Origin of the sequence: Vallitalea pronyensis (assembly GCF_018141445.1) — a bacterium.
GTDB classification, from domain to species: domain Bacteria; phylum Bacillota; class Clostridia; order Lachnospirales; family Vallitaleaceae; genus Vallitalea; species Vallitalea pronyensis.
Map to the genome: position 1 here is coordinate 2035646 of NZ_CP058649.1, position 24872 is coordinate 2060517.

Sequence of the window (24872 nt, forward strand, 5' to 3'; positions counted from 1 at the left end):
AAACATGAACGGATATCGCATACCTACTCCAACAATTGATTTTCATCCCCCAGTTTATTATTGTAAGAAAGCAACAAAACCTTTTGTGCTGGATGGCAATATACATAAGGATTTTTGGGAAGATGCACCTTTTACATCCTTATTTGTGGATATTGAAGGACATAACAAGAAAACCCCCAAGTGGGACACTCAGGCAAAAATGTTATGGGATGATACGAATTTGTATATTGGAGCCATTCTTCATGGGGATGAAATATGGGCCACGTTAAAAGAACGTGATTCGGTCATCTTCCAGGATAATGATTTTGAAATTTTTATCGATCCGGATTCGGATACCCATGGGTATTTTGAATTGGAAATGAATGCATTCAATACCGTATGGGATTTATTCCTCACAAAGCCTTATCGGGATGTTGGCGGCAGGCCATTGAATGGCTGGGACATTAAAGGCTTGCAATCTGCTGTACATATTGAAGGCAAGTTAAATGAAGTCCATGGTGATAACAAGTATTGGATGGTAGAAGTGGTCATACCTTTTGAAGCCTTGCAGGAAATGGCAAAAGAAACGGGGAAACCTTCAATAGGTGACTTTTATCGGATGAATTTTTCTAGAGTGCAATGGCACATGGACACATCCCAAGGTCGCTATGTGAAGAAAGAGCAACCCGAAGAAAATTGGGTATGGGCGCCAACAGGTCTTATTAATATCCATTACCCAGAACTATGGGGCTATGTATTTTTTACTGAAAACGGCGAAACATATGATATTCCAGAGATAGAGTACTTAAAATGGGAACTGAGGAAATTCTATTATGCTGAACATCAATTTTTTGAGGATTATGGTTATTATACGGAAGATATAGCACCCTTAAATAAGCATGTGGAGAGTGAGATTATACCACGTATTGAGGCCACAGACCATGCTTTTCAGCTATCTTGTTTTACCTGTCAAGGGGATCAGCTTGTTTTATTTGAAGATGGCAGAATAGCTGTTTATGAATTCTCAGACTATGAAAAAAGAATGCGCAGCATACCACCATCACTCATGGAAGATATGGATGAAAACGAAAAAGAATGCATGGCATTTTTGTATGCTTATATGCCTTTATCGGATAGTGCAGATTATGACCCTCAGTTATTTTTGAAGTTTGTACGACACAGCTTACGGGTAAAAGCATTCATGCCTTGGGGACAGCACATCAAAAAGAACGATTTTTTGAATTATGTGCTCCAGTATCGGGTGAATAACGAAGATATTGTGTACTATAGGGAAACTTTTTTTGAAGCCTTGTACCCTAGAATTCAAGGGAAGTCCATGGAAGAAGCAGCCATTGAAGTAAATTATTGGTGTTTTGAAAAAGCCACGTATCAAACCACCAACCAGAGAACAGCCTCTCCTTTTACAGTCATTAACAATGCCTATGGACGTTGTGGAGAAGAGTCTACATTGGTTGTGGCAGCTCTTCGGAGTGTGGGCATACCTGCACGACAATGTTACGCACCAAGATGGAGCCACTGCGATGATAATCATGCCTGGGTAGAAGTCTATACAGAAAATGGCTGGCAGTTCTTAGGGGCTTGCGAACCAGAAGTGAAGCTGAATCGTGGATGGTTTCGATTACCTGCATCAAAAGCCATGCTCATCCATAACCGTGCGTTCTCTAATCGGTGTGAAGATCAATGGATAACAAAACAAACCCCCCGTATGTCAGAAATCAATGTACTCCCTCACTATGCTGAGACGAAGAAAATCAGCATACGGATTATGGATGAAAAGCACCAGCCCGTCAGTCAAGCCATGGTGCGATTCGAAGTGGTGAATTATAGTGAGTTCTATCCCATAGCACAACTGGAAACCAATGACCAAGGGGAAGTTTCTCTTGTAACAGGTTTAGGGGATTTGATGATTTTTGCTTATCAAGGCCATCGTTATGCGTATCAAAAAATGGATGTAAGGGAAGAAGAACACATGACGTTGACTTTAGGTGAAACGAAAACCCTTGAAACCCAAATGAAAGAATGGACCTTTGTACCTCCAAAAGGCGGTGTTCTTGAAGAAACACCACTCAGTCCACAACAAGAAGAGGAACAGGATGCAAGGTCTAAGGAGGCTATAAGCAGGAGAAGAGCCTTTGAAGCAACTTTTTATAATGAGGAGAAAGCAAAAGAAAGAGCCAAGACATTCCCTATAATGGAAGATGAGATTGCCGCATGTCTTGTGAAAGCAAGAGGGAACTATAAGGTATTACTAGCGTTTTTAAAAGAGAGTACACAAGATACCCTATACTGGAAGGTTCAGCTGCTGCTATCACTGCCACAAAAAGATTTATCCGATATCAAGCTAGCAGTATTAGAGGATCATTTCACCGTAGCGTATGCCTATAGACGTAAACATGAAGAAGCGTTATTTGTGCAGGAAGTGATGCATCCAAGAATTTGGATAGAAAATATCACCTCCTACCGTCAGGGAATTTGTGGTTATTTCACACTAGCCCAAAAAGAGAGCTTCATAGAAAACCCGTTGCGTGTGAAAAAATGGATCACATCAACGATACGTGTATACCATGACAGGGAATATTCAAATTTAAATACCTCGCCTCTTGGTGTACTTAAGACAAAAGGTGGTAACCCCATTTCTCATAAAATATTGTTTGTAGCCATTTTAAGAAGTTTAGGTATACCAGCTCGTATTGAAAAGTTCGATGGCAAATTGGCTTTCTATCATGACCATAAGTGGGTATACATCCATGATGATCAAGAGATTAAGCCAGAAGCATATGGGGTACTGACACTCACAAGAGAAAAAGACAGCCATCTGGAGTACTATAAAAACTACACTGTATCCCGTTTAGAGAAGGGACACTACAAGACATTGGAGCTGGAAGATGTGTCTTGGACTGATAATCAGGTCGTATACCCTGTAGAAGCAGGCCATTATCGTGTCATTACCACCAATAGGCAGCATAATGAATCCAATAAGGTGCGGGTAAATTATTGCCACATTGACCCAGATACCACAACCACCATACCACTTATACTAAGTGCAAGTGATAATGAAAAAGCAAAAGTAGCCATGCCCAATTATTCATTAGTGACACGTGATAACACGAAAACATCCTTGTTTGATGCATTAACATCCCGAGCCATTGTATGTTGGATAGAGCCAGGGGCTGAGCCAACAGAGCATTTGCTTAATGAAATGATCGAACTTCAAGACGCTTACAATCAACTACCATGGCATGTGCTCTTATTGATTCGTGATAAAGAAGGCTACAAGGACCCTACATTAATAAAAACCTGTCAACACATGCCATCCATTCAAGTATGTGTGGAAGAGTCTTTTGACCTTGAGAAACTGTATCAAGGGTTTCAGGAAGAAGAACATCGATTACCTTTGGCATTGGTCATAGAAAACCAAGAAGGTATTTATAGTTTCTGTGGGTATCAAGTTGGGATGGGTCAATTACTCATCAAGAGTATTAACGATTAAATTTGTTAGCTAACAATTACCTAATTTCTTGCGAAGGAATTTTCAAAATGTTATAATGTAAAAAATGATAAGCCTTCGAAGGAGAAATTTACATGAAAAAAAAGAAACGGGTAACGATGCAGGATATTGCAGATGCATTAGGTGTAAGTAAGGTAACAGTTTCAAAAGCATTAAATGATAAAGATGGTGTAGGTCCCGAATTGAAAGAAGATATCTTACAAACAGCAGAAGCCTTTGGCTATCAATTAACAAAAAAAAATATAGAGGATGTCAAAGAACCTAAAAATATTGTGATTTTTTTAGACCATAAGTATTTCAGTGAAGATACAAAAGCCTATTTTTATGTAAAAATGTATCATATGATTGCAAAGTACTTGAGTGAAATGGGTTTTATCGGTACATTGTCCACGGTTAACCCCATGGATCATGGTAAGGAGTTAGAAAAAACATTAGAAAGTCAAAATACCGATGGCATCATTATTTTAGGTAATTTAGAAGAAGAGTTTTTAATGAAAGTACGCCAGGTGAATCTACCCAGAGTATTTGTGGATTATTATGATGAATGGTGCAATACGGATTGTGTGTTATCAGAAAATATATATAGTACCTATGAAATCACCAAGCACTTACTGAATTATGGTCATCACGCTATTGGATTTGTTGGTTCGATTACTGTCACCCAGAGTATATCGGATCGTTATTTAGGTTATTCAAGAGCATTAATGGAAAGAAAAATAGGGATTAGACAAGATTGGATTATAGAAGATCGGGATTTTCATAATGAAGCCATTGACTTTCATTTACCAGAGGCTATGCCCACAGCTTTCGTTTGTAATTGTGATGAAACAGCTTATCGCTTCATCAAAACATTGAATCAAAAAGGTTATCAAGTACCTGATGATGTGTCCATCGTCAGTTTTGATAACGACATATACGCAGAAATCAGTGAACCAAAGCTAACGACAGTAGCTGTTGATATTGAAGGCATTGCACGAACAACCGTTAAACTGATTAAACGAAAAGTAAAGCAATTGCCTTCATATACCAAAGCCGTATCCATGGTAAACGGTAAGATCATCTTTCGGGATTCCGTAGCAAAAAAATAAACATAACACCATGGACCAGTGTTATAAGACAATAAACAGCCCATAGAAGGGGGTACAGTCGTGGATTTTATGAACAATTTAATACAGTCTTCCAGTAGCATCGTGGCTATGGATGGAAGTGTCCAGGAGCAATTGGTATTAACCCGACATTGGACAGGTTCCACATGTACGTTTACGCTTATCAATGAATCACAGCATGATGTACAGCTGAAAGAAGTGGTACTGTTTGAAGGTAATCATGGATTAAGGGAAGACACATGGCAATATGGGGAAGGTTATCAAATGCTGTCTCAATACGAAGGTGCAATGGGGTGTATGGATGACATTTCTTATTCCGATAAAGACCACTATAAGTTACCAGCTTTAGAAGGTTATCAAACCATGTACAACATGACATGGCTATTTAGTGAGGACAAATACAGCGTCCTTGGGTTTAGCAGCTGTCACCGTTTTAATGGTGCTCTTCATTTTAATAAAAAACAGTATAAGATTACATTGGATCTAGAAGGTCTTACCCTTGAGAAACAAAGGCGTTTTGTTTTAGAAGAATTTGTCTGTTTAGAAGGCCATGACCGGGAATTGCTTCTACAACAATTCGGTGAATGTATTAACCGCAATCATTCGCCTCTGGGCATTAACCAACCTACGAAACTACCTACAGGCTGGTGTTCTTGGTATTGTTATGGACCGCAGATTAATGAAAGTATTATACAGGATAACTTGGATGGCATTCTAGAGCATCAATTACACTTAGCATATATTCAAGTGGATGATGGCTATCAGCCTAAAATGGGAGACTGGCTGGAGCCTAACCCAGCCTTTGGCATGGACATCAAGGCACTTTGCAGAAGGATTAGAGAAAAAGGGTTTGAACCAGGGATATGGGTAGCTCCATTTATAGCAGAAGAAACGTCGAAAGTTTTTACAGAACATCCAGATTGGTTTATTAAAGATAAACATCAGCAACCCTTGCGTTCCGATAAGATTTCCTTTGGGGGATGGCGAAGAGGTCCTTGGTATATGCTTGATGGTACACATCCAGAGGCTAGAGACTATTTGCGCCATGTGTTTAGAACCATGCGGGAAGACTGGGGATGTTATTATTTTAAGCTGGATGCCAACATGTGGGGGGCCATGCCTGGCGGTTATTATTATGATGCTAAGGCAACGCGAACAGAAGCCTATCGGTTAGGTATGCAAGCCTGCATTGAAGGGGCAGGAGAAAAGAGTTTTATTCTAGGATGTAATGCACCCATGTGGCCGTCTTTAGGCGTTGTGCATGGTATGCGGGTAACGAGCGATATTACTCGAGATTGGGACACCATAAGCCGGCTGTCACGAGAATGTTTTCATCGCAATTGGCAACATAAGACATTATGGGTGAATGACCCTGATTGTCTTGTGTTAGAAAACAGGCAGGTGCATGTTGTGGATGCAGCAGGTAAGGTCCATAAAACGCTAACAGAATTATCTAAGGATGAATTGAGTTATCACAGAGCCTATATTTTGGCCAGTGGCGGTATGGTACTGAACTCCGATAGAATAGGTGATATGCATGCTGACAGTATAAGGTGGTTAAAAAAGTTACTGCCGCCAATGGGTCAAGCAGCCAGATTTGATGACATTGGGTTTACCATAGGAAAAATAAAAAGAAATCATGATACACTTGTGTTTTTATTCAATGCCACAAATGACATGATAGAAAAGTCCATCACTTGTCCGAAAGCTTCATGTGTACTTGATTTTTGGCGTGAAGAGGTTATGTGTACCAAACAAAGGGAGTTGGCCGTAAAGCTTCCGCCGCATTCTGCCAGAGTTTTACAGATAAAAACCATATAACCACACAAATCAACCATGATGGAGCATTAATAACTAATAGACGTATCATAACATAGGTAACAACAATTTAAAGCTAAGATAGGCAGCTATCTGTAGCTTTTTTTTCTATCAGATGTGATGTAGTATATGCATACATAAATGGGTTTATTGCTAAAGGTACCAGTAAGGAACATAGGAATATATAGGAAATATGTGCATTCTCAACAAAGAATGAGGGCAAAAACCATTAATATTAATAAAAAAATGCAAAAACGTATTGACGAAATACAAATATAGTGCTAGTATACAGATATGAAATAAAGATACAAGATTTTTGATGAATTATGAAATAATTTTTCAAAACCATCTTGATCGCGTTACATATTAAGTTGTAGAATTGAGGAGGATGTTATTATGAAAAAATGTGTATCACTCTTATTAGTGATATCAATGGTCGTGGTTTTACTGTCTGCTTGTGCCAAAAAAGAGCCCGTTAAAGTAGATAATAAGGATGGAGAGAATGTTACGAATGTGGACAATGGAACAGATGGGGAAAAGGAAGACCCTGTTAAAATTAGAATCTATTATTCCGATAATGCAACACTACCATTCAAAGACGATTGGTTAACGGTAACAGAAGCTGAAAAAATGTTTAATGTGGATTTTGAATTTGAAGTTATTCCTATTGCAGATTATGCCACAAAGGTATCATTGGCATTAAATACAGGTAATAATACACCCGATGTTATCTTGTATCAAACAACAAAAGGAGAAAATGCTTCACTTGCCCTCAATGGTGCTTTAGTACCTATTAGTGATTATGCGGATTTTACACCTCACTTTAACGCACGTGTTGAGGCATTTGGTTTAACAGAAACGGTTGATAAGTTAAAGTTAGCAGATGACAAACGCTATTATCTACCAAGTCTTTTTGATATTCCGTTTTATGATGGGGGTTTAATTCTTAGAGAAGATTTTTTAGATGCTGAAGGTTTAGAAGCACCAAAGACTTTTGATGATTTGTACAAGATCCTGAAAGCTTATAAAGAAAAGAATCCAGATAGTTACCCACTGACCATTTTAGCTGGGCCGCGTGTACTCTATCGTATGACAATGCCTTCCTATGGGGTAAGTGTAGGTAAGAATGGTGCATCAGGTACCAATACACTCAGCTGGGATTATGATAAAAAAGAGTATTTTGCTGGAGCTATTAGCGAGGGTTATAAAGGGTACATCAGCTATCTGGCAAAACTTTATGCTGAAGGTTTACTTGACCCAGAGATGGCAGATCCAATCAATGGTGATGCTTGGTCACAAAAGATGGCTACAGGAAAAGCAATGGCTACTTATGCTTACTATGATCAAATTGGCGGGTTAACAGGTGCATCGGATATAGAAGGGTTTAAGTTACAGATGTATCCTTCATTAGAAGGTCCAGCAGGTGCTCATCACCAGCCAAAGAGCAGAACAGGCAGCGGCATTATGTTCCCAGCAGCAACAGCAAAACGTGATGACTTTGAAAGAGTTGTTCGTACCATTGATAACGTATTCTTCTCTGAAGAAGGTGCCAGATTATGGTGTTTAGGTGTTGAGGGTGTAACTTATACAGAAGAGAATGGGAAGATTACCTATTCAGATGAACTTGTTAATGCAAAAGAAGGGGTTTATAAAAGTCTTCAAGTGAACCATGGATGTGGATCGGATGTGACCCAGTTAGTATGGATTAATGAACGGGAAATGACAAAATACGATGAGAATTATTCAAGGATTAATGCAGAAGTTGCAGCCATGGGGAATGTTATCCAAGAGATTCCGCCAACACCATTATTCGATGACATGACAGCAGAGGATGCCGGTGTGTTACAAACACCTTTGTTTGACACGTTTGAAGTGTGGGCTGATGCATTTATTACAGGCAGAAAAGATGTGGAAGCAGATTGGGATGCCTATGTGAAAGAAATGAAGACATTAAGAATTGATGAATTCAATAAGCTTTATAATGATAATTTAGGAAAGTAAAGAGACGTTAGATACATGTTTAAGGCTACCTTATATGGTGTTAGAGGGTAGCCTTTCTATCAGCAAGGAGGTTAAACAATGGCTGTATTGAATAAACAGCATAAGAACGCAATTGTCCACACGCAGAAAAGTGATTTTAAAAGACATTTTAAGCGTTATTGGCAGTTATATGCCATGATGGCATTACCTATTATTTATTTTATCGTGTTTAAATATGTCCCCATGTTTGGTAATATTCTAGCCTTTCGTCGTTATCGTCCGGGTATGGGACCCTACGGAACCCAATGGGTAGGTTTAAAATACTTTAAAACATTTATGCAGGACCCAGCCTTTTGGAGAGCTTTTCGTAATACATTAACCATATCTTTTGGAAATCTAATCATTAATTTTCCAATACCTATTATTTTTGCCATACTTTTGAATGAAGTAAGGCGTGTCCGTTTTAAAAAAGTGGTTCAAACCGTATCTTATATGCCAAGGTTTATCTCCACGGTGGTTGTTATTGCCATTTTAGGTGAAATGTTATCGCCAAGTTCTGGACTTTTTAATCATTTTCTGCAAAGTGTATTTGGTATCGAACCCATCTACTTCATGAACGAACCCAAATATTTTAGATGGATTTATATCTTAACGGATACATGGCAGTTTACAGGTTGGACAGCTATTATCTATTTAGCAGCCATTACGGGTATTAATGCGGATATGTTTGAAGCAGCACAGATTGATGGTGCTAACCGCTTACAGCAGATTATACATGTCACCATTCCATCCATCATGCCGACCATCATGGTTTTACTTATTTTAAATGTTGGACGGATGTTGAATCTAGGATTTGAAAAGGTATTGTTGATGTATACACCGACTAATTCTGCGGTGAGTGATATTATCGATACGTTAGTTTACCGAACGGGTTTAGCGAATCAAAACTATTCCTATGCAACAGCCATTGGTTTATTCAGTGGTATTATTGGGGTGATTTTAGTTTCATCATCCAATAAGGTGAGCAAGAAATTTACGGGAGATGGCATTTATTAGGAGGTTATTATGAAAATGTATCGTAGTAAAGGGAACATCATATTCGATGCAATCATCTATTTTGTAATGATTTTTGTATTGCTCATATGTCTAGTACCGTTTCTATATATGCTTGCGGTATCCCTGTCGGATCCAAAAGCAATTATTAACAATGAAGTATCCTTTATACCAATAGGTGTGAATGTTGAGGCCTATAAGCAGATTTTTGCTTATCCTAACTTTTTTAGAGCCTATGGCAATACAATTTTTTATACCCTTGGGGGAACATCTATTTCTGTGATGATGACAGCATTATTTGCCTATCCATTATCTAAAACGTTTTTAAAAGGACAGAAGTTTGCCATGAAGATGGTGGTGTTTTCCATGTTTTTCTCAGGTGGCTTAATTCCTAATTATTTGCTGATATCCAATCTAGGGCTTACAGGCACACGATTTGCAATGTTACTGCCATTTGCTATTAATCAATTTAATCTCATCATACTCATTAATTTTTTTAAGTCTATACCCAATGAGATTGAAGAAGCAGCCCTCATTGATGGCCTTGGTTATTTTGGCATTCTAGTGCGCATCATTGTACCTCTTTCAAAAGCAGCTTTGGCAACCATTGGTTTGTATACAGCCGTATTTTTCTGGAATGATTGGTTTAATGGGCTGATCTATTTAAATACAGACCAGTTCCCTGTGATGCTGTTTTTAAGAAATATTGTTAATGGGACGTCCATGCTTGGGGATGCGGCAGGCTCTGCTGATAAAGCAACCATCGCCATTTCAATAAAGTCAGCAGTCATTATCACATCCACACTACCCATTATTATTTTATATCCATTTTTACAGAAATATTTTGTTAAGGGTCTAACAGTAGGCTCAGTAAAAGGCTGATAGATGAGGTGAAAGACAATGGTAAAACTAAGTCATATAGAGACAGAACAAAAAAATGAAAGAACAAAAAACATTGATTTATTAACAACAAAAGAAGTCTTGCAGTTAATGAACGATGAAGATAAGAAAGTTGCCGGTGCAGTAGAAAAAGAGTTACCCCATATCGCTGAAGCGGTGGAAATGATCCATGAGAAAATTGTGAGTGGAGGGCGATTAATCTACTGTGGCTGTGGTACGTCGGGGCGGTTGGGCATATTAGATGCTGTGGAATGCCCCCCTACTTTTGGCACAGACCCCCAATTAATACAAGGATTGATAGCCGGTGGCAAAGATGCTATTATTAAAGCAGTAGAAGGTGCGGAAGATAATTTCGATCTAGGCGCCGAAGATTTACGTGCCATACAATTAAGCCATAACGATGTATTAGTAGGTATTGCTGCAAGTGGAAGAACCCCCTACGTATTGGGTGCTATGACTTATGCAAACAGCATTGGTGCTAAGACCATCAGTTTGACATGTTCCCCGAGAACACAACTCAATACCCTTGCAGATGTTGCCATCGTGCCGTTACCAGGGGCAGAGGTTATCACAGGTTCAACACGTTTAAAAAGTGGTACAGCGCAAAAAATGGTATTAAACATGCTAAGCACAGCTGTGATGATTAAATTGGGAAAAGTATATGGTAACTTAATGGTAGATGTAAAAGCAAGTAATGAAAAGTTAGTTGAACGTACCGTCTCCATTGTAAGGAGTGTCACAGGGGTAGAGGATGCACTTGCAAGAAATACCTTAGAAAAGTGCGGTTATTCGGCTAAAACAGCCATCGTCATGATCATGTGCCACATGGTTGTTGATGATGCTGAAAAAGCCCTCATGGAGGCAGATGGCCATATTTCACGTGTCATTGAAGCCAGTAAAGCGGCGCATATTGAATAAGAGGGGAGGTCAATAAACATGGTACATAAGGGAATTGATCGATTAAAAGCATATGACCATACATTTAGAAATAAGCGGTTGGGACTCATCACCTCTATTTCAGGTGTAAACAATGGGCTGAGTTCTACCATTGAACTTCTTCATGAAGCATACACATTACAAGCACTTTTTGCTCCTGAGCATGGTGTAAGGGGCGATAGGGATGCAGGACAACTTGTGGACACCTACATGGATGAGCGTACAGGTCTGACTGTCTACAGTTTATACCGAAAAGATTCAAAACGATTGACCAAGGAGATGCTTGCAGATATAGATGCGGTTGTGTATGATATACAAGATATTGGTGCAAGGTACTATACATTCATCTCTACGTTGATCTATGCCATTGAGGATTGTGCGACATATGGAAAAGAACTAATCGTTTTGGATAGACCGAACCCTTTAGGGGGTATGAAGATAGAAGGGAATGTTCTGGATCCTGCTTATACAAGTTTTGTTGGTGCTTACCCACTAGCCACAAGATATGGTCTGACCATAGGTGAGCTGGCATGCATGGTAAAAGACGAACAGGGTATACCCTGTGACTTAACGATTATTCCGTGTGAAGGTTGGAAAAGACAGATGCTGTTTCATAACACCAAGCAAATATGGGTCATGCCAAGTCTTGGTATACCACGCTTTGAAACATCACTTTTATATATAGGGACTTGCCTTTTTGAAGGCACCAATGTATCGGAAGGACGAGGCACGTCTTGTCCTTTTGAAATAATAGGTGCACCGTACATTGAAGGGGACAAACTGGTCCAGTATCTAAGGGAAAAAGAGCTCTTAGGCGTAGCCTTTACACCAGCATACTTTACACCCACAAGTTCCAAGCACACAGGTGTTTTTTGTAACGGGGTACACTTACATATAACGGACTATGAACGCTTTGATAGTTATAAAACAGGATTGGTGCTTATGGAGAGTATAAGAGACATGTATCCTAATGATTTTCAGATACTGTCACCGCCAAAAGCAGGTAAACGACCGTTTATTAGTCTTTTGTCAGGTAATAGTATGTTCGAAAACCCAACATGGAATGCCAACGCACTATTAGAAAGTAACGAAGAGGAACTACATGCATTCCAACAAAGAAAAGAAACCTATCATCTATATGATTAATGGATGATTATATATACGAATTAAAAATAATGAATAAGGTGAAAAACAAATGAAACAATATGTTGCAGGATGGGATGGCGGTGGCACAAAAACGGCTGTTCAAATAAGAGATTTACTTGGCAATATCATCCATCAGGAAGAAGCAGGTCCACTTAACTATAATAGTCAGCGTGAAGAGGATATGCACCATACCATCACGTATCTGCTCCATAAGATGAAGCAGGTGGCTGGTTCACTAGAAGCATATAAAGCCATATGTATATCCACTGCAGGTATCTGTAATGCGCAATCCGTAGCGTTTTTGAAGCAAGCGCTGATGGATACCGGTGTGAAGTGCCATATAAACATTGTTGGTGACCACGAATCCGCACTGTATGGTGCCTTAGGAAAGCAAGAAGGTATTGTCTTAATTAGTGGTACAGGTTCTATCTGTTTCGGGAAGAATGCAACAGGTAAAACTTGGCGAACAGGTGGATGGGGACATCTCATCGATGATGAAGGCAGTGGCTATGCAATTGGGCGTGATATATTATCCGCAGCAGTTAAAGGGTATGACAAACGACATGAAGGAAGGGCATTATATGATGCTGTACTGAAAGCCATTGAGGGTAGAACCATTCAAGATATCATACAATTTACTTACAAAACAGCACAAAGCAAAAAAAATATTGCGGCACTTGCACCACTTTTGTTACCGGCTTTGGCTAAGAAAGACCCTCAAGCCATGGCAATAAGTGAAAAAGCGGCACATGCTTTGACAGACCTGGTAGCTGGGGTAGTAAAAGAGCTTCACATGGATCAAAGTGATTTGGTCTTAATGGGTGGTATCTTGCAACATTATGAGCTCATTCGCCATCAGGTCATAACCAATATAAAACATAGCATGCCTGAACTAAAATTGCAGAAGGCTGTATCGGATAGTGTAACAGGTGCAGCATTGATGGCTCTTGACGATGCAAAAAAATGTGAAAGGGGTTATTAACATGCCAGATATGTTGGTGAATTTATTGCAGATTGATGATTACCATGATGTATTAGAAGGACTAAAGGAAGAAGGTATTGAGGTATTTAGAGCTCTAGCGCCGGATAAATATCGTATCACCGAATGGGTAAAGAAGCATTCCAGTATAAACGCAGCAGGTGAATGTGATGTCTGTTTCTCCAATCCTCCTGTATCGTGTTTTGTGGCAGCTAAAGGTAGCGAAATCGTTGGGTATGCTTGTTACGATGCTACAGCTCCTGATTTTTTTGGTCCCACAAAAGTGTCAGAATCCTATCAAGGTAAAGGCATTGGAAAGGCATTATTATTACGTGCCCTCAATGCCATGAAAGATGAAGGGTATATTTATGCCATTATTGGTGGCATTGGTCCAGCAAAGTTTTATGAAAAATGTGTCCACGCCGTTCTCATTGAGAGCTCAAAAGAAAAAAGTGTCTATGACCATTTTTTAGCAGGTATTGCGCAAAAGGAACAACAATAAATTCTATCTGGCTACATTAATTTTATGTGATAGCTTGACGTTATAATAAGTAATGGATATTGGAGAAAGACTTTTATATTAATCTGTTAAAAAACGTAAAATAATTGTATAATAAGGACAAGGCGTTTTTTAAATAAGATGAATACAGGAGGATTTTGATATGGGCATCGGTGCATTTTCAGTAAGTTTAAATGTAAAAGATATTGCGGCATCAAAAGCATTTTATGAAAAAATAGGTTTCCAAGTGTTTCATGGTGATATGGAGCAACATTGGCTAATTATGAAAAATGATGATTGTACCATTGGTCTTTTCCAAGGTATGTTTGATAAGAACATACTGACCTTTAATCCAGGATGGGATAATGATGCGAAAGCATGTGATACTTTTACTGATGTAAGAGAACTTCAAAAACAATATAGACAAAAAGGCATCACCATTGAGAACGAAGTAGACGAATCAACAGAAGGTCCTGGTAGTTTTGTCATACATGACCCCGATGGTAACCCCATTCTTATTGATCAGCATCGATAAGAGACATGAATTTAACACATAATAAAATCAAATAAAAAAGCTGTCTCACCATGCATCAAGGAAGAGCAATTGCTTCCAGATTGATGTCATGATGAGACAGCTTTTTTCTTTATGATTAGATGATGCAGCCAACCAATGGTAACAGGTGATTAATAGACTTGGATGTTCTTTTCGTTGGCAGCAAGGATACTTTTTTCCACTACTAATAATGTATCAATTACTTTTTTGCCATACCCTACACACTGTTCAAAATAGTTTTCTGCTTCGGAGTAACTGGCTTTTTTAATGGCATCAATAACATGGTCACCTGTCTGATGAAGTAGTGCATGATACTCATCAATACCATCCCAAATAGGCTTAATCTCTGGATGATCAATTTTAATACTATGATAATAGTGACCGAACTTGCATTTATGATCATCGGTTTGTAATGGGAGTATGGTATGGGTGTTGACCATGGATCTTAATTTTTCTAACCATTGTTCATGGGAAGTTTTAGCCTGATGAATGATGGTGATAATATCGTCATTTTTTAGTGCATTGGCTGTCCCTTTTAATGCGTGTAATGTATCTTGATTCACTTGAGCCAGTTTATGATCCACTTCTATAAATTGATTAGCAATTTCTTTTGATTCAATGGCATCGTTATGTATGGATTTCGTCATGTCACTTAATTTTTCAGCATCGCTGCCAGAAGCTTCCATGGCATTATTGATTTCATCAGCTGCAATACTTATTTGATTAATGGATACGGAAATATCCTTGATGTTATCAATGGATTGATTTAATTTACCGATGTTTTCGGTGATTGTATTGGATACATCGTCGATTTTATCACTCATTTTTAGCGTGGATGTAATGGTGTTTTCCATGCTATCCTTTCCTCTTGATGCAGAGGCACGAATATCGGATACAAAGGTATGCATACCGTCTAAATTAAGCTTGGTATTCTCAGCAAGCTTCTTGATTTCATCGGCAACAACAGCAAAGCCTTTGCCGTTTTCACCAGCTCTTGAAGCTTCTATGGATGCATTTAATGCAAGTAGATTGGTTTGATCGGCTATTTGACCAACACTGGTCACAATATCTTCTATTTTTTCACTTAGCTCTATAAGTTGGTCCACCTCTGTTTTCATTTTTTCAGCATTAACGATAACCGTTTCTTTTATATGTATAACATTTTCGAGATCATGAATACCTTGTTGATTATTTTCCACCAAATCATTGGATTCATTAGAGAGTATGGTCAACGAATCGGAAACATTGGAAATGGTTTGATTTACTTGGTTCATACTGGCAGTTGTCTCTTCAACAATGGCAAGGTTGGACTCACTTAACGTGGCAATATCTTCTGAAAAAGAAATTAATTTGTCAGAAGAATGCTTCATTAGAACGTCAAACTCACTAAGTGATACAGCTATGTCTAGTGTGTCTTTTGCAACATTGGATAAACGCTTTTGATTATCAAACAAGCGATTAAAATACTGAAGCATTTTCTTATGGATGGGATATTTGGGGTCTGCAATGGTCTCTTCTGTACCATTAAATCTATTGTTTACATAATTTAGAACACAATTTGCTTCTTTACATGGCTTTCTTTTAAATAACTTCATAATCTCCTCCATGGTCTATAGTATAATCATCCTAAGTTAATTATAGCATGATAAGAAATTTTTATGCAAGGTAATTGTCCCAGTTAAAGTAAATTTAACACGAAAAGCGTTTTTTCATGGGATATTAAGCAGCATCTTGTCGTGATGTTGTAGCCCTTAAATTATGGTATCAATACCCATTTATAAGGAGATATATGGTATTAAAATGAATTTTTCATGAAAGGTATAAAAAGTAGTGCATGCATGCTTTTAAATATAATAATGTGTCTATTAAATAAAAAATAGAGCATTAAATAAAAATAAACTATTTTAAATATAATAAAATAATAATATATATGACTATAAATGAAATAGTATCATGTTTTTATATGTTAGGACATATAGATTAATGTACTGTTTTTATCAATTAATTTTTAGGAGGTTTATATGAAAAAAAACAAATGGATACTGGTTTTAACGTTACTACTGATGGTATGGCATCCTAACATGATTCACGCCGGAAACAACAATGACATGGATACGGCTACTAAAGCATTAACATGTGACCACATATGGGAGTATTCAAGCTTTGATGATGAGACTCATTGTAAATCCTGTTCAGAGTGTTTAGATTTCATTTATGAAAATCACACTTGGGGTAATACCATATCCGATGACCATTACTGCTTCAAAAAAAAGTGTTTACAATGTGAGCATGAAATTGAGAAATTTCATCATATAGATAGTTCACAACACTACTATGATGACCATAATCATTGGTATAATTGCCTTTCATGTTCAAGAAGGCTTAGTGAATTTCCTCATTCCATTAAAAAAACATCTTATAATGCTACAACACATAAAAAAGAATGTTTTTGTGGCTATTTTGCTGGATATGAAAAACATAATATGAAAGTAGAAAATGTACCTGGTCAAGGGCATCGTCTTTTTTGTGATTCATGTAATTATAGTATCAATGAATCCCATGCAATGGCAGTTCGGTCACTAAATAAAAGACAGCATGAGCACTATTGTATTACATGCGACTACAAAGAATCACCACAGGATCATACATGGGAAAACGGCATATGCACAAAATGTGGTGAAAAGGAATGTGACCATCTATCCTTTACTGTAATGGGAGCGACTAATTTTTACCATGCAATTATCTGCACGGATTGTGCTAAAATTATTGCATTAGAACCCCATAACTTTGTAACCAATGCTCTTGGATACACTTATTGTGAAGATTGTGGTATGAGCGGTGGTGATTTTTAAGCCATCTAGACTTGCAATAACTGTCATAAAAAAATAAAATAAAAACCTTGACAAAAGATTAAAAAGGGTGTATGTTAAACATGTAATTAGCACTCACCTCGTGAGAGTGCTAACAATTCAAATTCAAAAGGAGGAATTGATATGTTTGGATTAACACCTTTTAATGACAATCCTATTAAAAGAAACACAAGAAATGATTTTATGAATATTTATGACATGGTTGATGACTTCTTTAACACAAGTTTATCACCTATCAGAAATTTAAGAAATGATACCTTTAAGGTAGATGTGAAAGAAACACAAGAAGGTTATCTTGTTGAAGCAGAGCTGCCAGGTATTCAGAAAGAAGATATCAAACTCGATTATGATAGGGAGCGATTAACGATTAACGTTAATCATGAAGAAGAAATCAATGAAGAAAAAGACAATTATATTCACAGAGAACGGAAAAGAACAGCTATGCAACGCTGCATCTATTTGAAGGACATCATGCCTGGCAATATTAATGCTCAATTAAAGGATGGCGTATTGAAAATCGTTATTCCCAAGGAGGAAAAACCTGACAATTCGTTTAATATAGAAATTAACTAGTAGCAAGAGCCTCGTAAAGAGGCTCTTGTTTTACGATCCACAAAGTCTAAATAAAAAACACTCAATGGCAGTTAGTTAATATTTTTTACTGCTCTAAAACTTTGATAAACTTGACGGCTGGTCTTTTTTTTGGTAAATACGCCACCATGATAAGTCATGATATAAGCCTTTTGGTCATCTTTTATGGCCGTATCTGCTGTCCAATAGTAGATTACTTTGGAATGCATATCCCATAAGGGGGTCTCCTTATCCGGTTTTTTTACATATGTAGCTTTTTCTGTTTCAGGTGACCAAGTACCGCCTGAATTGTTACCATGAATCGCCATGGAACGAACGATTTCATCAACTGTTGGCAGGCGCCAAATATGCTGCTTTTCTTCCATCATGACTAAACCATCTTCGGATAAGTAGTCACAGATGTCTTGAGCTTCCTGCCATGATTTGCCTTCATCTGGCCAACCTGGTCCTCTAGGTGCCCAGGCAAGTGTCACCTGATTGCCTTCAACGATTCGAAGATTAAAATTGCCATCATTGGTCCTTTGGGACACTTTATATCCTAATGGTATGGATATGGCTAGAATAATAATTAGGGGTACACTTATAATTAAGCGATACGCCCATTTCTTGGGTTGAGGGTTCCCCAAATAATAGAGCAAACCTAATAAAATCGTAGGGGTTATGATAAGTATTCGTAGCGTCATATGTGAGCCTGAGAAAAAAACAAAACCCAAAATACCCAATAGAATATGAAGTATTAAACCTGGTTTTTTCCATTTTAACGAGATTAAAGCCAATAAAACAAATAGTGTGGTAAATAGTAAGTACTGAAACAGGAGTAGAAAAAGGTTTTCCCAGATAGATGTTGAATACCAGCCCTCATGGAAATTTTCAAAAGCCCCCCAATAAGCCCAAAAACTTGAAAATAAGATGGTTATGCCGACACCAATCCAGCCTAAAATTATTTTCTTCTTGTTCATGATTACCTCCTTTTAATCATTTTAATAACCCTTTACAACCGACATATACATGCGTTATGTGACTAAATAGTTGCTTCCCGATAACACGACTAAAAATACGACCATGTGTGTAATCTAACGTTTCTTTACATGTACTCTAGCATAACCCATCCTATATTTCAAGTTTTGTTATATATTTTTTTACTTGACCTTATAGTTACTAGAAGGTGTACCCTTATCCTATGAATGGGGTATATTTTTAAGATGATAAAAAGTACACTTTACTATGATTATGTATCATGACTATTAAATGAACTAAATTGGAGGTTAATGATGAAGCCTATAATAGAAAACAAGACACTGAAAATCGTTTTATGGATACTATTAGGTATGGTAGTGGTTATTGGTGGCATTGCTATGAAAAATAATACTTATGACTTTAAGGAAGAGCGTGTCACCATTCCCACAGAACATGGTAAGCTAAACGCTCTATTTGTAACACCTAAGCGTCATGAGGGGTTATTAGGTGCCATCATCGTTGTTCATGGTGATGGACCTCAGACTGCTTCTGCTCGTGATGCTTATAAGGCAACGTGGGAAAGACTCGTTAATAAAGGATATGCTGTGATATCTTGGGATAAGCCTGGTGTAGGCAAATCGGAAGGTCATTGGCTTCACCAAACCATGACCGATCGTGCCGATGAAGTGATTCAGGTGATTGATTGGGTGAAAAAAGACCATCGCATTGATGCCAACAACATTGGTCTATGGGGTGCTAGTCAAGCAGGATGGGTTGTTCCCAAAGTAGTAGGGAAAACAGACATCGCATTTACCATTCTAATATCACCAGCCATTAATTGGGTCACACAAGGTGCTTATCACACCCATCAAAAAATGCTTGTTCAAGGAAAGGCAGAAAAAGAAATCCAAGAAAAATTAGCTGCATTTCATGAGGGATTGACATATCTGGAAGAAGATGTGGGTTACGAACAGTATGTAATGATGACAGATGATAAAGATAGCATGTCAGAGAAGCGTTGGCAGTTTGTAAAAGCCAATTATTTAAGTGATGCCACAGAAGAACTGAAGAATTTCAATACCCCTGTTTTGCTTGTACTTGGTGGTAAAGATATCAATGTGGATGCTAAGGAAACACGGATGGTTTACGAAGCAGAAATACCTGAGAAATGGCTGCAAGTTGCATGGTTTCCAGAAAGTGACCATGCCATCTTGAAGCCTTCTTTGGTCCACCAAAAATGGAAAATGGCTTTGCATTTTATATTTTCTCCCAAAAAAATTGTTGCAGATGGTTATTATGAAGTACAAGAAACATTTGTAAGACAACAGAAAATGTCCAACTAAGTAGGTACAATGAATGATGGTACTTCTGGTGTATCGGACAACAGATGAATATAAAAAACTGCCAATAGGGCAGTTTTTTATATTCGTAGAGTTCTTAGAAGTGTTTCATATGGTCGAGGATACTTTCTTAACGAAACAACTTGCAGCTTAATAAAAATTATGCTATTATGTTCATGAAGGAGTGAACAAAATGAATTATAAGAATCCTATAACAGAACAGGCATTAGAATTGGTTGAAGAGATTGGGCTGTTTTTAGAAAAAACGGGTTATTTACCATCTGCTGCAAGAGTATATGCCTTGCTGATGATATGGAAAGACCCAGCATTGCATTTTGATGACATACAAAAAATACTTAATCTCAGTAAGGGAGCTACAAGTAAAGCATTGCACGCTTTAACAGCCATAGAAAGGGTAGACATGTTCACCAAACCAGGTATACGAAAAAAATACTATCGTGTGAAGACATTTCCAGGGCGGGATAGTTCCAAAAATTTCTTAAATTACATCACCAAAATGAAGGCTTATTTAATGAAAATTGAAGCCTTTAAAAAAGACAATGACTATGCTGGCGTTAGTCTGGAAGATGAGATTGCTTTTTTTGATAAGTTAATGGATGTATTTACACAGGTTCTTAGTGAACAATAAAAAAGTGAGGTGGGGTCATGGCGAAAAAAAAGGTTGGTTTAATGGCATTTATTAAATTTTATAAAGAAAATGGTAAGGCATTCAAAGCATATCCCCTAAGGGATCGATCAAGGACGCATCTAACCCTTGCTAACATGAAGATAGGAAAGCTGGATAACAGATCATCTATCTACCAAAAAAGAGTGCAAGAGCTGAATGATGGCATGATCTATCATTATTTAGGTAAATGGTATGCTACGGAGGCCATTAAAACAAAGTCTAAGGCCACTTGGAAGAAAGCTTTTCAATCATTTCAATCAGCCATTAAGATTGCCAATGAACTGAATACCTATCTAACTTGTGGCAGTAATCATGACGTTACGTATGTGAAACCTGTCTTACAGAAAAAGCAGGAAATTATGGTATGCAATGACGTGCCCCTGGTGCCAGATATTACACCAGTAGTGATTCTACAAGGCAGTAGCTTTGATATGGGTTACCAATATGCACAACAGTTAGTGGCAATCTATGGCGACTGGATGCTCACAAGACACAGTACCCATGAATTTTCCAAAGAGGAAGAGGAAACCTTGAGAAAATGGGAAGATATGCATAGGGAGCATACACCAGAAATCATTGACTTTGCTAAAGGGTGGGCAAGTTATGCAGCTGCAAACCATTATTCATTAGATTATGACCAGGTGTTGGATTTATGGGTTGGCCATAAACCCCCAGCATCTTCCTATTTGAACGCGGAGTCAGGTATTCCAGAATTACCCCCTTTAGCATGTACAGCATTGGCAGCGTGGAACGAAGCATCTCGTGATAAAAAATTGGTTGTAGGGGCAACAGGTGACCATGATATGAGTTATCAAATCACCATTGTCATGTACCCAGATGATGGTATACCGCTTATCTTCACACCATTTGAGGCAACAGGCACACTCCCGACTGTTGGCCCAAACTGGTTCTTTGGACATCCAGGTATGAACAAAGCAGGACTTGCATATGTGCATCATGGAGGAGGACCCAAGCTCCTTGAACCCATATCCCAGTGGGGATACGGTATCCGAAGAGGTGCATCTGTACTGCATATGTTACGCTACAAAAGAACAGCAAAAGAAGCACTGGAACAAGAAATCCATTGGCCTATTGGTGATATAGGCTATGGTGACCAAGCGACAGTAGGGGGATTCTATGCTGACAGTGACTACGGTTATATTATTGAATCCAGAAAACAGCCTTTGTGCATTCGTGAAGCAGGCTTACTCGGCGAGCGGGATTATTTGTTCTCAAACAATAGCACCATGCATCCTGATGCCATTGAATCAGGGTGGATGTCTAACATAAAAGAGCTATGGACATGGGATAATGTTGGCGGTTGGCGACCTAAAAAACCTCAGGGGATGACAAAGTCACTTGGTATGATTTTTAAGTGGTTTACAGGCAGGTTGAAGACCGATGAATTAATGTCACGTGGCATGATGTTTGCTTATTGGAACAGCTATAATAGAAATCTGTTTCTTAATCACATGGGAAACACCCACCATGGTACATTTGATGTGGATATTATGAAGAAAGTGTATCGGACAGCAGGTACCATGCCAGATGGTCCTATGAAGAAACTAAAAAAAGCATACGTCCATTCAGGTAAGTGGGGTTTAATATCAGCCGCTCATGCGTCAAATGCTTTGGTGGTGTCCATGAAACCCGATGAGGGACTCTACTCTTTATGTACCGGACCAGCCATTAGAGGAGCAGCTCCCATTAGTCCTGATTTAGCCATTACCATATACAATGAAAGAAATGCTTTTTGGGATATTCAACTAGGAGATACACCAGAAAGCATGGTGAATCAGGCCCAATTATTAGCTCAGGAACTCATGGAAAAAGCCAAAAACATCTACCATAACAACCCTATAGCCTATGCGCCAAAAGATATCTATGATGAATTGCTGCAAGAAATAAAGAACATGGAGAAACTGGAAAAAAATCAAGAAAACCGCCTCTTTCATCTCAACAAACGCATACGATGTTATACAAGAGTTCATGTTTTAGCCCGACAATTTATTAATTTCTTTGTTGTTCCAGAAAAATTCGTATATAATAGAAGAAATACTTGAATCAGTTGTTATGAGCTATAAGAAAAACAGGCGGTTTTTTGGAGGTTTCTATGGATTATATGGATGTCATACTTAAAGCAATAGCTTTTATTGAAGAGCATATGTTTGATGCATCGGTCTACGAAGATGTTTTTCCTCATGTGAAGATGTCCAAATATCATTTTCATCGCATTTTTCTTGCAGGGACCCATGAAACAGTTGGCAACTATATAAAAAAACGACGGTTAACACAAATAGGGGAGCGCTTGCGTCAAACGGATGATAAGGTTATTGATGTGGCGCTTGACTGCCAATATGATAGTCATGAGGCTTTTACCAGAGCATTCAAACGTTATTTCTATGAATCCCCTCGTGCATTTCGTAAAAGTAACAGAGACAATCCACTTCTTCGATTAGATCGAATCGATCGGGCATTTTTGGAATGTGCTAAGACCCGATTGGAGCTGGTACCCAACATTAAAACAATTGGCCCTTTATCGCTTATTGGCAAAAGAGCAGCAGCAAATTTTAAAGATAACCAGTTGGGTAACCTATGGGATAATTTCAAACAACAATGCAGGCAGCATGCTATTCAAACAAATAGGGATGCTTATACAGTGTGGTTACAGCATAAAGAAGAGATAAAACAACTGGCATACCAACAGCATTATGATTTATTTATAGGATTTCCCAAAACATCTGTTGATATAGAAGATGAAATACTTAATACGCTGGATATTGGAAAAGGTCTTTATGCTGTTTTTCATATGAAAGATAGCTTTAGCTTCGTCTTTAGGCTATACAGCTATATCTACTTTACATGGTTTAAGACATCAGGCTATGAACTGGGTGATGGCTACGTCATTGAAAAGTATAGTAAAGATTTTTCCATTCTGAATGAAAAAGGAGACATGTCAATTTGGATACCCATTAAAAAAGAGCAATGATTATCAAGAATGCATTAACCGTTAATGTTAATATGCTTGCATAGATTTAAAGAAAAAAATAAATTCTTAAAATATGGAGGATGATCATGAAAATCGCAGGTGTATATTTTAGCGGTACCGGTAATACCCAATGGGTTGCTCAAAAGTTAGAGGAAAAATTAAGGGTTCAAGGACATGATGTTAACATGTTATCCATTGAAGACTATACCGTCAGTGAAACGGCCAAGATATGTCAAGAAGCAGATATAGTCGGTTTTTTATATCCTATTTATGCTTCAGATATGCCAAAGGTATTTAGAGCATATATGGAAGCACTTACCCATCACAACATGCCCAGAAGAAAAAAAGCATTTTGCATTACATCAGTAGCCATTTATAGTGGTGATGGCGCTTTAGTGGTCAAGGAGTACTGTCATAAAATGAATCTGAATCTGGTATGGGGGTACAACGTGCACATGCCCTGTAATTTTAATACAGCACTACCCGGACTCAAAGTACCATCTGCTGATAAAATTAGAAAAATTAAAGCAAAGGCAGACCGTAAGCTGGATAGAATTATAAAAGCAATGGATGAAGGTCATAATAAGTTAGAAGGTTCGGATATCCTTAATACCATGATGGGTAGTCTTCAAAGAAAATCCAGTAAAGGTATGATACAAAAATATGATGTTAAAATCAATTCAGAGCTATGTATAAAATGTAGCAAATGTGTTAAGCTATGTCCTACCAACAACCTGATTTTACCAGACAATGGTAAAGCAGTCCAAACACATGAAAAATGTACCGCTTGCTTAAGATGTGTTAATCAATGTCCAGTCTATGCCATAAGAATGATGAGTGCTAATAACGATAAGCCTTTTAAACAGTATAAAGGTCCAACAAAACACTAAAATGTACACATAATAGCCATGTTATGTCTCATGATAAATTAATGCTAATGTTTATTAAATTTGTCTATA

At 38.0% G+C, this 24872-nt stretch carries 21 protein-coding genes; 19 read left to right on the forward strand and 2 right to left on the reverse strand.

The annotated features are described in order from the left end of the window. The first annotated feature begins 4 nt into the window (after positions 1–4). From HZI73_RS08365 to HZI73_RS08415, 11 genes are all read left to right on the forward strand, one after another. Positions 5–3490, forward strand: coding sequence for a transglutaminase domain-containing protein (locus HZI73_RS08365; protein WP_212697794.1), 3486 nt, complete (start codon positions 5–7; stop codon positions 3488–3490). A 92-nt stretch (positions 3491–3582) separates the two neighbouring features. After that, positions 3583–4596, forward strand: a complete 1014-nt coding sequence (locus tag HZI73_RS08370) for a LacI family DNA-binding transcriptional regulator (protein ID WP_212697795.1) — start codon at positions 3583–3585, stop codon at positions 4594–4596. 69 nt (positions 4597–4665) lie between these two features. Then, a complete protein-coding gene (locus tag HZI73_RS08375) occupies positions 4666–6435 on the forward strand; it encodes a glycoside hydrolase family 36 protein (protein WP_246552528.1) in 1770 nt (589 codons plus the stop codon). Positions 6436–6828: 393 nt separating this feature from the next. After that, on the forward strand, positions 6829–8433 hold the full coding sequence (locus HZI73_RS08380) for an extracellular solute-binding protein (RefSeq protein ID WP_212697797.1): 1605 nt from the start codon (positions 6829–6831) through the stop codon (positions 8431–8433). Between the two features lie 78 nt (positions 8434–8511). Next, complete coding sequence (locus tag HZI73_RS08385) at positions 8512–9468, forward strand: ABC transporter permease (RefSeq protein WP_212697798.1); 957 nt, start codon at positions 8512–8514, stop codon at positions 9466–9468. A gap of 9 nt (positions 9469–9477) precedes the next feature. After that, entirely contained in the window at positions 9478–10347 is an 870-nt protein-coding gene (locus tag HZI73_RS08390; RefSeq protein WP_212697799.1) for a carbohydrate ABC transporter permease, read from the forward strand. A gap of 18 nt (positions 10348–10365) precedes the next feature. Further along, complete coding sequence (gene murQ, locus HZI73_RS08395; RefSeq protein ID WP_212697800.1) at positions 10366–11283, forward strand: N-acetylmuramic acid 6-phosphate etherase; 918 nt, start codon at positions 10366–10368, stop codon at positions 11281–11283. 18 nt (positions 11284–11301) lie between these two features. Next, a complete protein-coding gene (locus HZI73_RS08400; RefSeq protein ID WP_212697801.1) occupies positions 11302–12447 on the forward strand; it encodes an exo-beta-N-acetylmuramidase NamZ family protein in 1146 nt (381 codons plus the stop codon). A 49-nt stretch (positions 12448–12496) separates the two neighbouring features. Beyond that, entirely contained in the window at positions 12497–13429 is a 933-nt protein-coding gene (locus HZI73_RS08405; RefSeq protein WP_212697802.1) for an N-acetylglucosamine kinase, read from the forward strand. Between the two features lies 1 nt (position 13430). Continuing rightward, complete coding sequence (locus tag HZI73_RS08410; protein WP_212697803.1) at positions 13431–13928, forward strand: GNAT family N-acetyltransferase; 498 nt, start codon at positions 13431–13433, stop codon at positions 13926–13928. Between the two features lie 160 nt (positions 13929–14088). Then, entirely contained in the window at positions 14089–14460 is a 372-nt protein-coding gene (locus tag HZI73_RS08415) for a VOC family protein (protein WP_212697804.1), read from the forward strand. A gap of 149 nt (positions 14461–14609) precedes the next feature. Here the strand turns inward: HZI73_RS08415 and HZI73_RS08420 are convergent, their stop codons facing one another. Then, positions 14610–16073, reverse strand: coding sequence for a methyl-accepting chemotaxis protein (locus HZI73_RS08420; protein WP_212697805.1), 1464 nt, complete (start codon positions 16071–16073; stop codon positions 14610–14612). 426 nt (positions 16074–16499) lie between these two features. Here HZI73_RS08420 and HZI73_RS08425 point away from each other — a divergent pair, with 426 nt between their 5' ends. Together HZI73_RS08425 and HZI73_RS08430 are read left to right on the forward strand one after the other, a co-directional pair. Then, positions 16500–17330, forward strand: coding sequence for a hypothetical protein (locus HZI73_RS08425; RefSeq protein WP_212697806.1), 831 nt, complete (start codon positions 16500–16502; stop codon positions 17328–17330). A 141-nt stretch (positions 17331–17471) separates the two neighbouring features. Then, complete coding sequence (locus HZI73_RS08430; RefSeq protein ID WP_212697807.1) at positions 17472–17921, forward strand: Hsp20/alpha crystallin family protein; 450 nt, start codon at positions 17472–17474, stop codon at positions 17919–17921. 71 nt (positions 17922–17992) lie between these two features. Here the strand turns inward: HZI73_RS08430 and HZI73_RS08435 are convergent, their stop codons facing one another. Further along, a complete protein-coding gene (locus tag HZI73_RS08435) occupies positions 17993–18898 on the reverse strand; it encodes a DUF1566 domain-containing protein (RefSeq protein ID WP_246552410.1) in 906 nt (301 codons plus the stop codon). A gap of 309 nt (positions 18899–19207) precedes the next feature. Here HZI73_RS08435 and HZI73_RS08440 point away from each other — a divergent pair, with 309 nt between their 5' ends. The 6 genes from HZI73_RS08440 (at position 19208) to HZI73_RS08465 (ending at position 24803) form a co-directional block, all read left to right on the forward strand. Continuing rightward, entirely contained in the window at positions 19208–20239 is a 1032-nt protein-coding gene (locus HZI73_RS08440; RefSeq protein WP_212697808.1) for an alpha/beta hydrolase family protein, read from the forward strand. A gap of 13 nt (positions 20240–20252) precedes the next feature. Beyond that, positions 20253–20390, forward strand: a complete 138-nt coding sequence (locus HZI73_RS08445) for a hypothetical protein (RefSeq protein ID WP_212697809.1) — start codon at positions 20253–20255, stop codon at positions 20388–20390. Between the two features lie 39 nt (positions 20391–20429). Beyond that, positions 20430–20885 carry a GbsR/MarR family transcriptional regulator gene (locus tag HZI73_RS08450; RefSeq protein ID WP_212697810.1) on the forward strand — a complete coding sequence of 152 codons (456 nt, stop codon included), beginning with the start codon at positions 20430–20432 and terminating at the stop codon, positions 20883–20885. 17 nt (positions 20886–20902) lie between these two features. Next, the gene (locus HZI73_RS08455) at positions 20903–22987 is read left to right on the forward strand and encodes a C45 family peptidase (RefSeq protein WP_212697811.1); all 2085 of its coding nucleotides are present in this window, start codon (positions 20903–20905) and stop codon (positions 22985–22987) included. Positions 22988–23037: 50 nt separating this feature from the next. Next, positions 23038–23913: an AraC family transcriptional regulator gene (locus HZI73_RS08460; RefSeq protein ID WP_212697812.1), complete on the forward strand. Its 876-nt coding sequence runs from the start codon at positions 23038–23040 to the stop codon at positions 23911–23913. Positions 23914–23999: 86 nt separating this feature from the next. Continuing rightward, positions 24000–24803: an EFR1 family ferrodoxin gene (locus HZI73_RS08465; RefSeq protein WP_212697813.1), complete on the forward strand. Its 804-nt coding sequence runs from the start codon at positions 24000–24002 to the stop codon at positions 24801–24803. Positions 24804–24872 lie beyond the last annotated feature (69 nt).

Bases quoted from the DNA above. Each gene is read 5' to 3' on its own strand.
- HZI73_RS08365 (WP_212697794.1), top strand. From the start codon at position 5: ATGAACGGATATCGCATACCTACTCCAACAATTGATTTTCATCCCCCA.
- HZI73_RS08370 (WP_212697795.1), top strand. From the start codon at position 3,583: ATGAAAAAAAAGAAACGGGTAACGATGCAGGATATTGCAGATGCATTA.
- HZI73_RS08375 (WP_246552528.1), top strand. From the start codon at position 4,666: ATGAACAATTTAATACAGTCTTCCAGTAGCATCGTGGCTATGGATGGA.
- HZI73_RS08380 (WP_212697797.1), top strand. From the start codon at position 6,829: ATGAAAAAATGTGTATCACTCTTATTAGTGATATCAATGGTCGTGGTT.
- HZI73_RS08385 (WP_212697798.1), top strand. From the start codon at position 8,512: ATGGCTGTATTGAATAAACAGCATAAGAACGCAATTGTCCACACGCAG.
- HZI73_RS08390 (WP_212697799.1), top strand. From the start codon at position 9,478: ATGAAAATGTATCGTAGTAAAGGGAACATCATATTCGATGCAATCATC.
- murQ (WP_212697800.1), top strand. From the start codon at position 10,366: ATGGTAAAACTAAGTCATATAGAGACAGAACAAAAAAATGAAAGAACA.
- HZI73_RS08400 (WP_212697801.1), top strand. From the start codon at position 11,302: ATGGTACATAAGGGAATTGATCGATTAAAAGCATATGACCATACATTT.
- HZI73_RS08405 (WP_212697802.1), top strand. From the start codon at position 12,497: ATGAAACAATATGTTGCAGGATGGGATGGCGGTGGCACAAAAACGGCT.
- HZI73_RS08410 (WP_212697803.1), top strand. From the start codon at position 13,431: ATGCCAGATATGTTGGTGAATTTATTGCAGATTGATGATTACCATGAT.
- HZI73_RS08415 (WP_212697804.1), top strand. From the start codon at position 14,089: ATGGGCATCGGTGCATTTTCAGTAAGTTTAAATGTAAAAGATATTGCG.
- HZI73_RS08420 (WP_212697805.1), bottom strand. From the start codon at position 16,073: ATGAAGTTATTTAAAAGAAAGCCATGTAAAGAAGCAAATTGTGTTCTA.
- HZI73_RS08425 (WP_212697806.1), top strand. From the start codon at position 16,500: ATGAAAAAAAACAAATGGATACTGGTTTTAACGTTACTACTGATGGTA.
- HZI73_RS08430 (WP_212697807.1), top strand. From the start codon at position 17,472: ATGTTTGGATTAACACCTTTTAATGACAATCCTATTAAAAGAAACACA.
- HZI73_RS08435 (WP_246552410.1), bottom strand. From the start codon at position 18,898: ATGAACAAGAAGAAAATAATTTTAGGCTGGATTGGTGTCGGCATAACC.
- HZI73_RS08440 (WP_212697808.1), top strand. From the start codon at position 19,208: ATGATGAAGCCTATAATAGAAAACAAGACACTGAAAATCGTTTTATGG.
- HZI73_RS08445 (WP_212697809.1), top strand. From the start codon at position 20,253: ATGATGGTACTTCTGGTGTATCGGACAACAGATGAATATAAAAAACTG.
- HZI73_RS08450 (WP_212697810.1), top strand. From the start codon at position 20,430: ATGAATTATAAGAATCCTATAACAGAACAGGCATTAGAATTGGTTGAA.
- HZI73_RS08455 (WP_212697811.1), top strand. From the start codon at position 20,903: ATGGCGAAAAAAAAGGTTGGTTTAATGGCATTTATTAAATTTTATAAA.
- HZI73_RS08460 (WP_212697812.1), top strand. From the start codon at position 23,038: ATGGATTATATGGATGTCATACTTAAAGCAATAGCTTTTATTGAAGAG.
- HZI73_RS08465 (WP_212697813.1), top strand. From the start codon at position 24,000: ATGAAAATCGCAGGTGTATATTTTAGCGGTACCGGTAATACCCAATGG.